Origin of the sequence: Pectobacterium versatile, assembly GCF_020166435.1 — a bacterium.
Lineage (GTDB): Bacteria > Pseudomonadota > Gammaproteobacteria > Enterobacterales > Enterobacteriaceae > Pectobacterium > Pectobacterium versatile.
This window is the reverse complement of record NZ_JAINZP010000024.1, coordinates 32962-46741: the sequence shown is the minus strand read 5'-3', so window position 1 is coordinate 46741 and position 13780 is coordinate 32962. Positions and strand designations below refer to the sequence as shown.

Annotated in this window: 13 protein-coding genes and 1 riboswitch; of the genes, 6 read left to right on the top strand and 7 right to left on the bottom strand. The window is 51.7% G+C overall.

Features of this window, described 5'->3' with window-relative positions; all coding sequences use genetic code 11:
- The first annotated feature begins 237 nt into the window (after positions 1 to 237).
- A complete protein-coding gene (locus tag K7X24_RS19135; protein ID WP_039490955.1) occupies positions 238 to 1884 on the top strand; it encodes a Na/Pi cotransporter family protein in 1647 nt (548 codons plus the stop codon).
- 351 nt (positions 1885 to 2235) lie between these two features.
- On the opposite strand, the gene lysC is transcribed toward K7X24_RS19135, so the two are convergent.
- On the bottom strand, positions 2236 to 3612 hold the full coding sequence (gene lysC / locus K7X24_RS19130) for a lysine-sensitive aspartokinase 3 (RefSeq protein ID WP_224557580.1): 1377 nt from the start codon (positions 3610 to 3612) through the stop codon (positions 2236 to 2238).
- Positions 3613 to 3727: 115 nt separating this feature from the next.
- Positions 3728 to 3920, bottom strand: a riboswitch (Lysine riboswitch).
- 201 nt (positions 3921 to 4121) lie between these two features.
- Here lysC and pgi point away from each other — a divergent pair.
- Together pgi and K7X24_RS19120 are read left to right on the top strand one after the other, a co-directional pair.
- The gene (gene pgi, locus K7X24_RS19125) at positions 4122 to 5771 is read left to right on the top strand and encodes a glucose-6-phosphate isomerase (RefSeq protein ID WP_119881871.1); all 1650 of its coding nucleotides are present in this window, start codon (positions 4122 to 4124) and stop codon (positions 5769 to 5771) included.
- 43 nt (positions 5772 to 5814) lie between these two features.
- Entirely contained in the window at positions 5815 to 6159 is a 345-nt protein-coding gene (locus K7X24_RS19120; RefSeq protein ID WP_039487234.1) for a DUF4156 domain-containing protein, read from the top strand.
- Between the two features lie 66 nt (positions 6160 to 6225).
- Here K7X24_RS19120 and epmB read toward each other — a convergent pair whose 3' ends face one another.
- Positions 6226 to 7278, bottom strand: coding sequence for an EF-P beta-lysylation protein EpmB (gene epmB, locus K7X24_RS19115; protein ID WP_224557577.1), 1053 nt, complete (start codon positions 7276 to 7278; stop codon positions 6226 to 6228).
- A 41-nt stretch (positions 7279 to 7319) separates the two neighbouring features.
- Between epmB and efp the strand changes: the two genes are divergently transcribed.
- The 3 genes from efp to K7X24_RS19100 all read left to right on the top strand — a co-directional run bounded on the left by efp (position 7320) and on the right by K7X24_RS19100 (position 9453).
- A complete protein-coding gene (efp, locus tag K7X24_RS19110; protein WP_039279757.1) occupies positions 7320 to 7886 on the top strand; it encodes an elongation factor P in 567 nt (188 codons plus the stop codon).
- 279 nt (positions 7887 to 8165) lie between these two features.
- The gene (locus K7X24_RS19105) at positions 8166 to 8750 is read left to right on the top strand and encodes a hypothetical protein (protein ID WP_224557567.1); all 585 of its coding nucleotides are present in this window, start codon (positions 8166 to 8168) and stop codon (positions 8748 to 8750) included.
- Between the two features lie 571 nt (positions 8751 to 9321).
- A complete protein-coding gene (locus K7X24_RS19100) occupies positions 9322 to 9453 on the top strand; it encodes an entericidin A/B family lipoprotein (protein ID WP_224557553.1) in 132 nt (43 codons plus the stop codon).
- 153 nt (positions 9454 to 9606) lie between these two features.
- Here the strand turns inward: K7X24_RS19100 and blc are convergent, their stop codons facing one another.
- The 5 genes from blc to frdA form a co-directional block, all read right to left on the bottom strand.
- Positions 9607 to 10191, bottom strand: a complete 585-nt coding sequence (blc, locus tag K7X24_RS19095; RefSeq protein WP_224557535.1) for an outer membrane lipoprotein Blc — start codon at positions 10189 to 10191, stop codon at positions 9607 to 9609.
- A 126-nt stretch (positions 10192 to 10317) separates the two neighbouring features.
- On the bottom strand, positions 10318 to 10674 hold the full coding sequence (gene frdD, locus K7X24_RS19090; RefSeq protein ID WP_005972985.1) for a fumarate reductase subunit FrdD: 357 nt from the start codon (positions 10672 to 10674) through the stop codon (positions 10318 to 10320).
- Positions 10675 to 10688: 14 nt separating this feature from the next.
- Entirely contained in the window at positions 10689 to 11084 is a 396-nt protein-coding gene (frdC, locus tag K7X24_RS19085) for a fumarate reductase subunit FrdC (protein ID WP_103861992.1), read from the bottom strand.
- 13 nt (positions 11085 to 11097) lie between these two features.
- Positions 11098 to 11835 (bottom strand): succinate dehydrogenase/fumarate reductase iron-sulfur subunit, encoded by a 738-nt coding sequence (locus tag K7X24_RS19080; protein WP_039490639.1) that lies wholly within the window; start codon positions 11833 to 11835, stop codon positions 11098 to 11100.
- A complete protein-coding gene (gene frdA / locus K7X24_RS19075) occupies positions 11828 to 13624 on the bottom strand; it encodes a fumarate reductase (quinol) flavoprotein subunit (protein ID WP_224557522.1) in 1797 nt (598 codons plus the stop codon). The genes K7X24_RS19080 and frdA overlap by 8 nt, the downstream gene beginning before the upstream one ends.
- Positions 13625 to 13780: the final 156 nt, after the last annotated feature.

Below are 13780 nucleotides of genomic sequence, written 5' to 3'. Positions count from 1 at the left end.
CAGAAAAAATGTGAGGTGAAGTTGTCGGCTTATTGATTTGGATTCTGTTTTTTAAATATTGTCAGTTAATTAACTTTAATCATTATTGATATTGAGCGATTTTTCTCTGGCGCGGGCTGCCTCGCAGTACGACCAGCCAACATCTGGTAAAATAGTTGTTCATTACCTCATCAATACATTGTATTTATCAACACACTGTATTTATCAACATATTGTTTAGCTGGAGGCGCGGACTTTTTGTTAACACTGCTGAATCTCCTTTCTGCGATTGCGTTACTGGTATGGGGCACTCACATTGTCCGTACCGGTATCATGCGGGTTTATGGCACCCAGTTACGGCGGGTTCTCAGCGATAGCGTTGAGAAAAAACCGTTGGCTTTCATGGCTGGCATCGGCGTCACTGCGCTGGTGCAGAGCAGCAATGCGACCGCGTTGCTGACAACCTCTTTTGTCTCACAGGGGCTGGTGGCATTAACGCCTGCGCTGGTGATTATTCTCGGGGCGGATGTCGGTACGGCACTGATGGTGCGAATTCTGACGTTCGATCTGTCCTGGCTTTCTCCGCTGCTGATTTTTCTGGGCGTGATATTTTTCCTCAGCCGTAAGCAGACGCGGGTGGGTCAGGTTGGTCGCGTGGCGATTGGGCTCGGGCTCATTTTGCTGGCGTTGGAAATGATTGTTGTGGCCGCGGCCCCGATCACGCAAACGTCGGGTGTGAAGGTGCTGTTTTCCTCGTTGACGGGCGACGTCATGCTGGATGCACTGGCTGGCGCGCTGTTCGCGGTGATTACCTATTCCAGTCTGGCAGCCGTGCTGCTAACGGCAACCTTGACGGCAAGCGGTGTGATCTCGCTGGAAGTGGCGATGTGTCTGGTCATTGGTGCCAATCTGGGTAGCGGATTACTGACGATGATGAGCACCTCGACGCAGAATGCGGCAGGCCGACGCGTCGCACTCGGCAGCATGCTGTTCAAGCTGATCGGCTGTTTGGTTGTGCTACCGCTGGTTGAGCCGCTTTCGCGCTGGCTGACGCGCATTCCGTTAAGCGCCGAAGAGCTGGTCATCTACTTCCACCTGTTCTACAACCTGATTCGTTGCTTGCTGCTGATTCCGCTTACTGGCGTGGTGGCGCGGCTGTCCTGTGCGATGATTGCTGATTCGCCGCAGGTCGATCTCCAGATGAAACCGCGTCATCTGGACACCAGCTCGCTGGACACGCCTGCGCTGGCGCTGACCAATGCTGCACGAGAAACGCTGCGCATTGGCGATGTGCTGGAGCAAATGCTGCGTTTGTACCGTGAAGTTTTACAGGGCGACCATATGCAGCGGCGGGAGATTCGCCGACTCGATGATGATGTCGATATCCTTTACACCGCGATTAAGCTCTATCTGGCGCAGATTCAGAAAGACGGATTGGATGAGCGAGATTCTCGGCGCTGGGCTGAGGTGATCGAGGTGGCGCTGAATCTGGAACAGGCGGGGGACATTATCGAACGCATGGCAGATGACATTGCCAATCATTCATCTGGCGTACGCATGGCGTTTTCCGCGCAGGGGCTGGAAGAGTTGAACCACCTACATGAACAACTGCTGGCGAATCTGCGTCTGGGACTGTCGGTTTTCCTGTCGGAGGATGTTACCAGCGCGAAACGCCTGCGCCGTGCCAAGCACCGTTTCCGCATTATGAACCGCCGTTATGCGCATGCGCATGTTGATCGCTTACATCAGCACAACGTACAGAGTCTGGAAACCAGTTCGCTTCATTTGAGCTTACTTGGGGACATGAACCGACTGAATTCACTGTTCTGTGCAGTAGCGTATAACGTCTTGATTGTGCAACAGGATGGGGAAGAAGAACGCGAAGAGTCACCGCTGACGCTGTGATTCCCTTTGTGGAAATTTTTATTCAGATTAAGATGCGGTTTCGTGCGCGATAATGCCGCTATTTTCATGCTACGTCGTAGCACGCGCCCGACATGGGGCGGCTCAAACGCCGCTCGCCCCATGACCCTCAGGCTTTTGGCGCAAATTATGCCGCTGACGCGGTTCCATCGGTGTTCCTGACCGCTAGTCGAGCCGCCAGTGACGCGTTCCCTACGCGGCACTGGCTTTCGCGACGTCCTGTCGCTCACTCGGCGGTCAAGCCCACCGCTGCATAATTTTTTACGCCGGATAACGGCAAAACCCACGATGCCTCTGTATTTGTGACTAAGAGACTACGCGCTGATGGAGAATTTACTCGAACAGGCTGCGGTGCAGTGTCTGTACCACACGCTCGGCGTCATCACCCGGCACTAAGAAGCACAGGTTGTTGCTGCTGGCGCCGTAGCAGATCAGGCGAATACGGAACGGCTCCAGTACGCCAAATACTTCTTTCCCGACGCCACAGGCCTGAGACAGATTGTTGCCGATCAGCGCGACCAGCGACAGATTCTCTTCAACCTCAACCCGACACAGCGATGACAGCTCAGTCAGCAAGGCGCTTGATAGCAGGCTGTCGCCCGTTGAGGTGGAGCCGGTTGTGTCGAGCGTCAGCGCGACGTTGACTTCTGACGTGGTGATCAGGTCAACGGAGATGTTGTGACGTGCCAGAATGCCGAACACTTCGGCCAGAAAACCGCGTGCGTGCAGCATGTTCAGGCTATAAAGCTTAAGCAGTGTTTGTTTACGACGCAGCGCCAGCGCGCGGAACAGCGGCGGATTTTCGGTTTTATTGCACACCAGCGTACCGCCAGCGGCCGGATCTTTGCTTGAGCCAACAAATACCGGAATATCGCTACGCACCGCAGGCAGCAGCGTGGCTGGGTGCAGGACTTTCGCGCCAAATGTCGCCATTTCGGCGGCTTCTTCAAACATAATTTGGTCGATGCGTTTTGCTGTCTGCACCACGCGTGGATCGGTGGTGTAGATGCCTGGAACATCGGTCCAGATATCAATCCGGCTGACGTTGAGCGCTTCGCCCAGCAGTGCCGCCGTATAATCGCTACCGCCGCGACCCAACGTGGTCGTGCGACCTTTCGCTTCGCTGCCGATAAAGCCCTGAGTGATCACCAGACCTTGCTCAAGACGCGGCTGCAACTGGCTGCGAGTCAGCTCACCCAGCACGTCACAGTCCGGCTGAGCGCGGCCAAAGTGATCGTCGGTACGCATGATCTTGCGTACATCAAACCATTCAGCCACAACATCACGCTGGCGCAGAATCTCGACAAACAGCAGGGTAGACATCAGTTCGCCGTGGCTGACTAGTTCATCGGTCAGGGCGTTGGACGTCGCGAGTGCCGCCGCTTCAGACAGCGTGGTGACGCTATCCAGCATGCGATCAATCTCATCGCGAATCACGCTTTGGTTGGTCAGTTTGTCGATGATGGCGTATTGGATTTGACGGATCTTCGCCAGATGCTCGGCACGCGTTTCGGGCGTTTGACCTTCCGCGAGCGCGACCAGTAAATTGGTGATACCTGCCGACGCCGACAGCACCACAACGCGCACATTCGGGTTGGATAACACCACATCGGCACTGCGATTCATGGCGTCAAAGTCCGCCACGCTGGTGCCGCCAAATTTGGCAATAACGGTAGAGTTCGCGTTTGCGGATACTTCAATTGCAGACATGTCAAAAAACCTCGTGTCAGGGGGTAGGCTGTTTTCAGTAAACAGCATTCCATTAATCAGCCTTGGCACAGGGGGAGAGCAAAAGTAGGGGGCAGGCGTAGAAAATTACTACGATACACCCAGAAGCGCTCCACCTTGCTGGACGTCCGTCAGGACTAATCCGGTGACAACCCAGAGGATTCAGCCTCTGTAGTCGATAGGGTGAAAGCCGTATTTCACCGCATCTCGGCGTCGCTCCCCCTCGGATATCATCAGCGGATTACGGTTCCTCCGATATCTTACCTGGGCGACGCGCCTCTTCTGGCTTGCACACCGAGTGTGCAAGTACGGTGTTAGAAATAACGGGTTATGCCGTTTCTGTCAATAAACAATCTGCCTGCAAACTACAAGCTGTCAGTAAACGACAGGGCATAAACCGCTTTTAGCAAGAAAAGGGATCTCAATCGGGATTTTAAGGGATACAATCGATTCAGTCACTTTGAACTCATGCTTAGAGAGAAAGTCGCATTATGAAAAATATTAATCCAAGCCAAACTGCCGCCTGGCAGGCATTACAAACCCATTTTGATACGATGAAAGAGGTGCAAATCAGCGAGCTGTTTGCACAAGATAGCGATCGTTTCGCGCATTTTTCCGCGACGTTCGACGATCAGATGCTGGTGGATTTCTCCAAAAACCGCATCACGGCAGAAACGATGGAAAAACTGCACGCGCTGGCACGGGAAACCGACCTGTCTGCGGCGATTCAGTCCATGTTTGCTGGCGAGAAAATCAACCGTACGGAAGACCGCGCTGTTCTGCACGTTGCCCTGCGTAACCGCAGCAACACGCCGATACTGGTGGATGGCAAAGATGTGATGCCAGAAGTCAACGCAGTGCTGGCGAAGATGAAAGATTTCAGCGAGCGCGTGATTGGCGGTGAGTGGAAAGGCTATACCGGCAAAACGATCACCGACGTGGTTAACATCGGTATCGGCGGCTCCGATCTGGGCCCGTTCATGGTAACGGAAGCGCTGAAGCCTTATAAAAATCACCTCAATATGCACTTTGTCTCCAACGTCGACGGCACGCATATCGCTGAAACGTTGAAGCCGCTGAACCCAGAAACCACGCTGTTCCTCGTCGCGTCGAAAACGTTCACCACGCAGGAAACCATGACCAACGCGCACAGTGCTCGCGACTGGTTCCTGAAAACGGCGCAGGATGAGAAACACGTCGCCAAGCACTTTGCCGCGCTGTCCACCAACGCGAAAGCCGTCGGCGAATTTGGTATCGATACCGACAACATGTTCGAATTCTGGGACTGGGTTGGCGGACGTTACTCCCTGTGGTCGGCGATTGGCCTGTCGATCATTCTCTCTCTGGGCTTTGATAACTTTGAAAAACTGCTCAGCGGTGCGCACGCGATGGACAAGCACTTTGCTTCCACGCCAGCGGAGAAAAACCTGCCCGTGCTGCTGGCGCTGATCGGCATTTGGTACAACAATTTCTTCGGTGCCGAAACTGAAGCGATTCTGCCGTACGACCAATACATGCACCGCTTTGCCGCCTATTTCCAACAGGGAAATATGGAATCCAACGGGAAATCTGCCGATCGCAACGGCAATCCAGTGGATTACCAGACCGGGCCGATTATCTGGGGTGAACCGGGTACGAACGGCCAGCATGCCTTCTACCAATTGATCCATCAGGGAACCAAGCTGGTTCCGTGTGATTTCATTGCGCCAGCGGTTAGCCACAACCCATTAAGCGATCATCACAGCAAGCTGCTGTCGAACTTCTTTGCACAGACGGAAGCGCTGGCGTTCGGTAAAAGCCGTGACGTGGTGGAAGCCGAATTTGCGGCGGCAGGCAAAAGTGCAAAAGAGGTGGAACACGTCGCGCCGTTTAAAGTATTTGAAGGCAATCGCCCGACCAACTCTATCCTGCTGCGCGAAATCACCCCGTACAGTCTGGGCGCGTTGATTGCGCTGTATGAGCACAAGATCTTCACTCAGGGCGCGATCCTGAACATCTTCACATTCGATCAGTGGGGCGTGGAGTTAGGGAAACAACTGGCGAACCGTATTCTGCCAGAGCTGGAAAATGACAGTACGATCGACAGCCATGACAGTTCTACCAACGGACTGATCAACCGCTTCAAGGCGTGGCGTAACTAATCGGGCCTGTGCCCTTTGGTTTTTCAATCGCAAGGAGGAAGACATGCAGGTTCGTATTTTGTTGGGGCTATCAGCGGCAGTTTTGCTGGCGGGGTGCAGCAGCACCAGTCAACTCAGCGCTGCTGGGCAAGCCGTGGCGTTCACGGATACCAAACCAGGAAGCGAATGTCAGCTGTTGGGGCAAGCCAGCGGTAGCCAGTCTAACTGGCTGGCAGGAAACCATAGCGACGGCAGTTCTATGCGCAGTGCGGCAAACGATCTGCGCAATAAAGCGGCAGCGATGGGGGGGAATACCATCTATGGCACAACCAGTTCGAGTGAAACCTTCTGGTCAAGCTTTGCGCCGCTAGACAGCAAGATGAACGGCAGCGTTTACAAATGTCCTTAAGCTAAAGAAAAACCCGGTGAGAGTGGAGAAATCCGCTCTCACCGCATTATTCACTCACTCGAACGCTCAACGTAATAAATCGGTATCGTCCTGATGCTGCTTCATCCCTAAATCCAACGGCGTTTTGCTGGCTTCCCCACCGATTTCCCGAGCCAGACGGGGCACCAGATAGCCGGATACCTTCTTCAGCAGCGCTTTAACTAAGACGCGTGCCTCGTTGTCATCTACCAGAAAATGAGCGGCACCCTGGACCTTATCCAGTACGTGCAGGTAATAAGGCAGAATTCCTGCGTCAAATAGTGCATTGCTGAGTTGGGCAAGCGTCTCTGCGTTGTCATTCACTCCGTGCAGCAGCACGCTTTGGTTGAGCAGCGTCACACCTGCGCGGCGCAAACGCGCCATACTTTGTGTTAAATCAGGATCAATTTCCTGCGGATGATTAATATGCGTCACCAACAGCACCTGAAGCGAACTGCGTGACAGGCGATCGCACAGCGCGTCGGTAATGCGCGCAGGGATCACCACAGGTAAACGGCTGTGAATGCGTAGGCGTTTCAGGTGTGGGATGTGTTCCAATTCGGTGATCAGCCAGTCCAGTTCATGGTCTTTGGCCATCAGCGGGTCGCCACCGGAAAAAATAATTTCATCCAGTTCTGGGTGCTGGCGGATATAATCCAGAGCCTGATGCCAGTTTGCTTTATTGCCCTGATTATCCTGATAAGGGAAATGGCGGCGGAAGCAGTAGCGGCAGTTCACCGCGCAGCCGCCTTTAACCAGCAGCAGGGCGCGGTTGTGATATTTGTGCAGTAACCCCGGCACGACGCTGTGTTGTTCATCAAGCGGGTCATGGGTGAAGCCTGGGGTAGCGATAAACTCCTCACGCGCGGTCAAGACCTGTAGCAGCAACGGATCGTCAGGATTGCCTTTTTGCATCCGTGCAGCGAATGCGCGTGGCACACGCAGCGCAAAAAGCCTGCGCGCATCACTGCCTTGCCGAAGTTTAGCGTGATCGTTCAGTGCCAAAAGTTGCAGTAATTCATCAGGATCGGTAATTACGTCCGCAAGTTGCTGCAACCAATCTTCTCTGGAAGGTATATTTAGGGTTACAATGTGTGCCATTTTTTGGCTTCGTACCAGTATTAAAATTATAGAGGGCCTTTATGGCGACTTATTCTAGCAACGATTTCCGTTCCGGTCTTAAAATCATATTCGAAGGCGAGCCGTATGCCGTCGAATCCAGTGAGTTTGTTAAGCCGGGTAAAGGCCAGGCTTTTGCTCGCGTAAAAATGCGTCGCCTGTTGACGGGCTCTCGCGTTGAAAAAACCTTCAAGTCTACCGATTCTGCAGAAGGCGCAGATGTCGTTGATACCAACATGAACTACCTGTACAACGACGGTGAGTTCTACCACTTCATGCACCCTGAGACGTTTGAACAGCATCAGGTTGAAGAGAAGACCGTTGGTGATGCCGCAAAATGGCTGCAAGACAACGCAGAATGTATCGTTACTCTGTGGAACGGTAGCCCAATCACCGTTCAGCCACCGAATTTCATCGAAGCTGAAATCACCGATACCGATCCAGGCCTGAAAGGCGATACTGCCGGTACTGGTGGTAAGCCAGCAACGCTGAGCACCGGCGCAGTTGTTAAAGTGCCATTGTTCGTGCAGATCGGCGAAGTTGTCAAAGTTGACACCCGTTCTGGCGAATACGTATCACGCGTTAAGTAATTAATGTAAAGAAGGGCGCCTTTTATATGTATCGGTGCGCCCTTCTTTAGGCATTTTTTCTGCATTTAGGCTCTCCTTTTGCCCCATTTTTCATCAGAGCCTAGCATTTAATCGAACGAAAAATCGCTTTTAAAAATTAGACGATCCTGTGTAATGATCAACCATCTCTTATTATAGTGAAGAATGAATAAAAAGTGTTTTTTGAAATAATTCATATGATTATCATATATAATAATTCTTCATTTATTAGGTGGTTATCTTACAAATAGAGACAATAATATGATTGGAAAAATTAACTGCCAACCTTCCTTCATTTTTTCTCATGTCAAATCAGATAACAACGCGTGTTTAGAAAAAAAACCATTAAAAAATAAAATCACTGGTTCTACGATTAATGTAAAGAACATTGACGCTGATTTTCGCATTGTCAGCAAAGAACTATCTCTATTCAGGGAAATAAAAAATAACCCTTGTTTGGCAGACGTTGCAAATATTGATGCGCAAAAAAACCAAAATACTCGATTCTGGTCTATTGGCATGGCAGTAAGCGCAATATCTAATTCAGATTTAGATGGGAATCGTTTTTTTGTAGATAGAAAAGTAAAAGAAAAAGCTGATGAAATATGTGATAAAAATGCTCTAAATAACCCCAGTGATATAAAATCTGATCTTTCAGTAAATAAACGGGGTCAGGAGTATATCCATTCCTTCCTTAATGCGGAAACCCCTCTTGATTCTACTAACTATGCTATTGGGCTCAGTGCAGCATCTGAAGTGATAGAAGGTTCACCCTATCTAACTATGAGAAAACAATTCGGTTTTATATGGGAGCAGCGGCAGCGTCTTATCCTATCAGGTAAGTGACAAATCAGCCAGAGGCTGGTTGAACGCTACTTGCAGCGGCTGCTAGCTAGTATGCCGAGTAATGCAGTTAACGTACAGGCAACTGAAATATGATGAGTGTAGAACACGATGGTGAAATGCTAGACGTGTTGTTATGCATTTTTCAGTCATACTAGGAGGATATTATAAGTAGATTGGCCTCATTTACGTGGCAATAATACATAATTTTTTGCGACCCCCGAAATTTTATAAGCTAGAGGGAAAGAGTGAACTGTAGGGATATATCGATAGTTCCAATTTTTGGTCGATGGTGCGTTATCGACGGCATATTTGAAAAATTTTCACAATAATTAAGCTATTGGACGACAGATTTCATAAAATGGTGGGGCATGTTTATCGTTTTCTGCCACATTTGCTTAAGGCCATCAAAGGCATATCAGAGGGAAAAAGGATATTACTTAACGTGAATATTGCTCCTCTGAGTATTAGAGACTTCATCCGAAAAATTTCCATAAGTATCAAAATTGGCTACGCTTAAAAAGCAGTCCTTTCGTACCGTTGAAATCCTACTCTCATAAAGAAGGAACCGAGTATGTTGAAGAAAGCGTTTGTTGCCATTTTCTCTCTGGTTATTTTCTCTGCGGTGGTTGGGTGCAATACCACCCGAGGTGTTGGGCAAGATGTTGAAGCAGGCGGGAAGGCCATTCAGCGCAGCGCTCAATAGCCCATACCCGTCATACTTCACGCTGCATGTGTGTTGGCAATACTCGAGGCTCATCTCTGAGCCTCGCCCTGAAGGGCCGCCGTGAGCGGCACTCAAATTAGCTTAGCCAATTTGTCCTCACTCACCCCAGTCACTTACCTGAATATGCTCTGATTACTGATTGACCCAGATAAGCGCCTCTGTCGGGAAGCCATAGCGTTTGGCTGTCGCGACCAGTTTGTCGCGTGTCACAGCATCTAACGTTGGCGTGCGCGAGAGAATCCACAGGTAGTCGCGGTTCGGCCCACAAATCAGGGCGTAGCGGTAGTCGTCGTCCAGTTCAATAATGTTGTAACCGCCATAGAACGGCCCGAAGAACGACACTTTTAGTGCGCCCCGCTGAGGCGAACCCGTGAAATACGCTTTCCCGATGCTCTCTTTCCATTCCTGTTTTTCGACGTTAAAGCCGCGGTTGATCACTTTGATGCCGCCGTCATCTCGCGGGCTATAGGTTGCCGTCACGCGTTCCATATTGTGTTCAAAGCGGTGGTCGAGGCGGGCAATCTCATACCATGTGCCGAGGTAGTGATTAACGTCAAAATTTTCCACGACGGTGACGTTATCGGGCGGTGTTACGCTACAGGCGACAGAAAAGAGTGCTATCAGCGCGGCAACGCACGCTTTCCCACGTCGTCTGATTTTGAATAGAAGGTTTTTGAATAACGTGGTGTTAAAGCGAATAGCGTTAAAGGGCATCATATTGACATCTCATCGTTTTCATCTCTGTTCCAGTGTAGACGATGGATGTGGTCAGGCGGGGAAAATAAAACGGCCTGCAATATCGTGCAGGCCGTTAAGTAGAGATTCACATCTACAGCGTTGTATCTACAGAGTGACAACACCGATGACGGTAACCACAGTCAGGATTGCCGCCAAGCCGTAGAACACCCATTTCCCAGCAGGAACGTGGATTTTCAGGTCATGCATCGCATGGTGGATACGGTGCAGGCCACACCAGAGCGGCAGTACAATCATCAGCAGTAAAAAGACGCGGCCGATGAAGCTCTGGCTGAACGCGGCGATGCGCTCATAGGTTAACGCGTCCGGGAACAAGCCCAGAGGCAGCATCACACCGACCAGCAGGATGATCACCGGAGCGAAGAACGCGCTCCACATCCCACCGGCGCCGAACAGGCCCCAGAAAGGCGGTTCGTCAGAACGTTTTGGCGTTGGGTTAATCACGTTATTTCTCCTGTTCAGAATAGTAAGGCGATTGCCAGAACGGCTACGGTTACCACCACGGTGACAGCCCACAGCCCTTTAATGATTGGCTCCGGCCCCATTTTTTCATCTTTAATTACGATGATGCTGGCCTTCGGTGCCAGTTCAAACCAGGTTTTGGTATGCAGCGCGGCGGCCAGCAGAGCAACGATATTAATCAGCAGTACCAGCGGGTTTTGCAGGAAGCTGACGAAGTTTGCCCAGCCTTCCGGCCCATTTTTCAGCGCGAAAACGCCAAACATCAGTACGATGCTGAACCAGACGGCAGGGACAGCAGTCCCTTCACGCACCATATAAAAGCGGTAGAAACCCAGCTTTTTCCACCAGGTCGGCGACATACCGCGAACATACGCTTTACGTTTAGATGTCATCATTGTCCCTCCCTTATTGTGGTTTCAGCATCGCGATCATGAAGTCTTTTGCGCTTTCGACTTTGCCTTGCTGGATAGCCGCGGCAGGGTCGACGTGCTTCGGACACACTTCTGAGCAGTAGCCCACAAACGTACAGGTCCAGACGCCGTTATTCCCGTTCAACTGCGCCATACGCTCTTTCTTGCCGTGATCGCGGTTGTCCAGGTTATAACGGTGTGCCAGCGTAATTGCCGCTGGGCCGATGAACTCAGGGTTCAGGCCGAACTGCGGGCATGCCGCATAGCACAGACCACAGTTAATACAGCCGGAGAACTGGTGATACTTCGCCATTTGCGCCGGAGTCTGTTTGTTCGGGCCGTCAGCCGGTTTACGATCGTTGCCGATGATATACGGCTTGATGGCTTCCAGACTCTCGATAAAGTGGGTCATATCGACCACTAAATCGCGCTCGATGGGGAAGTTGCCCAGCGCTTCGACCTTCAGACCGTTCGTGTATTCACGCAGAAAGGTTTTACAGGCCAGTTTAGGGACGTTATTCACCATCATGCCGCAGGAACCACAGATCGCCATGCGGCAGGACCAGCGGTAGGAGAGGTCCGGTGCCAGGTTATCTTTGATGTAACCCAGCGCATCCAGCAGGGACGTCTGCGTGTTGTACGGAACATCGAACGCCTCAAAATACGGTTCGCTGTCCTGTTCAGGGTTATAGCGCATGACTTCCATTTTCAGGGTTTTGATCATCTCAGCCATTCGCCTGCTCCTTCTTGCTGCCTTCCTGCGCATCACCTTCTGCACCGTATACGCGTTTGGCCGGTGGAAGTTTGGTAATCTTCACATCGCTATACTCCAGACGAGGTGCGCCTTCTGGGTTATAGAACGCCAGCGTATGCTTCAGGAAGTTAACGTCATCACGCTCGGTGCAACCATCATCCAGACGCTGGTGTGCACCGCGGGATTCTTTACGGCTGATCGCCGAATGCGCCATACATTCCGCAACATCCAGGCTATGGCCCAGCTCAACGGTGTACAGCAGGTCGGTGTTGAACACGCTGGATCGGTCGGTGATTTTCACGCGTTTGAAGCGTTCTTTTAGCTCAGCCATCTTATCGACGGTTTTCTGCATCAGGTCGGTGGTGCGGTAAATACCACAGCCTTCTTCCATCGACATGCCCATCTCATCGCGGATTTTCGCCCAGCTTTCTGTGCCTTCCTGATTCATCAGGTCATGCAGGCGTTGTTCGATATCGCGGGTTTGTGCGTCCAGTGCCGTGCCGTTGGCCGGCGCTGCCGCCTGTGCGCGCTGTACGGCGTGTTCACCTGCAACGCGACCGAAGACCACCAGTTCGGCCAGCGAGTTGGAACCGAGACGGTTCGCACCGTGCAGGCCAACCGAGGAACATTCGCCGACGGCAAATAGACCTTTGATGCGGGTTTCGCAGTTTTGATCGGTTTCAATGCCGCCCATCGTATAGTGCGCGGTAGGACGGATAGGAATCGGCTCTTTCACTGGATCGACGCCGACATAGGCTTTTGCCAGTTCACAGATGAACGGTAAACGTTCCAGAAGCTTCTTCTCGCCGAGGTGGCGCAGATCGAGGTAAACCACGTCACCCAACGGGGTTGAGACGGTGCGGCCTGCGCGCCATTCGTGCCAGAATGCCTGCGATACCTTATCGCGTGGCCCCAGCTCCATATATTTATTTTTCGGTTCTCCGAGCGGTGTTTCTGGGCCCATGCCGTAGTCTTGCAGGTAACGGTAGCCGTCTTTGTTGACCATGATGCCGCCTTCGCCACGGCAGCCTTCGGTCATCAGGATACCGGAGCCGGGTAAACCGGTCGGGTGATATTGAACGAATTCCATATCACGCAGTGGAACACCGTGGCGGAACGCCATGCCCATGCCGTCGCCTGTGACGATGCCGCCGTTGGTATTGTAACGGTACACGCGACCTGCGCCGCCTGTCGCCAGCACCACGGCGTTAGCGCGGATCTGAATCAGCGAGCCTTCCATCATATTGATGGCAACGAGGCCGCGTGCCTGGCCGTCATCGACCAGAACGTCGAGGACAAAGTGCTCATCGAAGCGTTGGATTTGCGGATATTTAAGGGAAGTTTGGAACAGGGTATGCAGCATGTGGAAGCCGGTCTTATCGGCGGCAAACCAGGTGCGTTCGATCTTCATCCCGCCAAAACGGCGAACGTTGACAGAACCATCCGGTTTACGGCTCCAGGGGCAGCCCCACTGTTCCAGTTGAATCATCTCTTCCGGGCAGCGCTTGACGAAGTGCTCAACAACGTCTTGTTCACACAGCCAGTCGCCACCAGACACGGTGTCATTGAAGTGATAATCGAAGCTATCGTGTTCCTGAGTCACTGCTGCTGACCCACCTTCTGCCGCCACGGTATGGCTACGCATTGGGTAGACTTTTGAGATCAGCGCAATTTTCAGTTGAGGGTTGGCTTCCGCGGCAGCAATTGCCGCTCGTAGGCCAGCGCCTCCAGCCCCGATAATGGCTAAATCGGCGTTAAAGGTTTGCAATGCATTCCTCCAGTTACTTAAGTTAATTAAGTTAAAATAAAAAAATAATATCTATTCGTTTCTGTCTTTATATCCGAGCTTAATATCAAACCCGCTGAAAATTATGTGATAGATGTATAAAGAATAGATAAACCTATAATTTTTGTGTGGGAATGA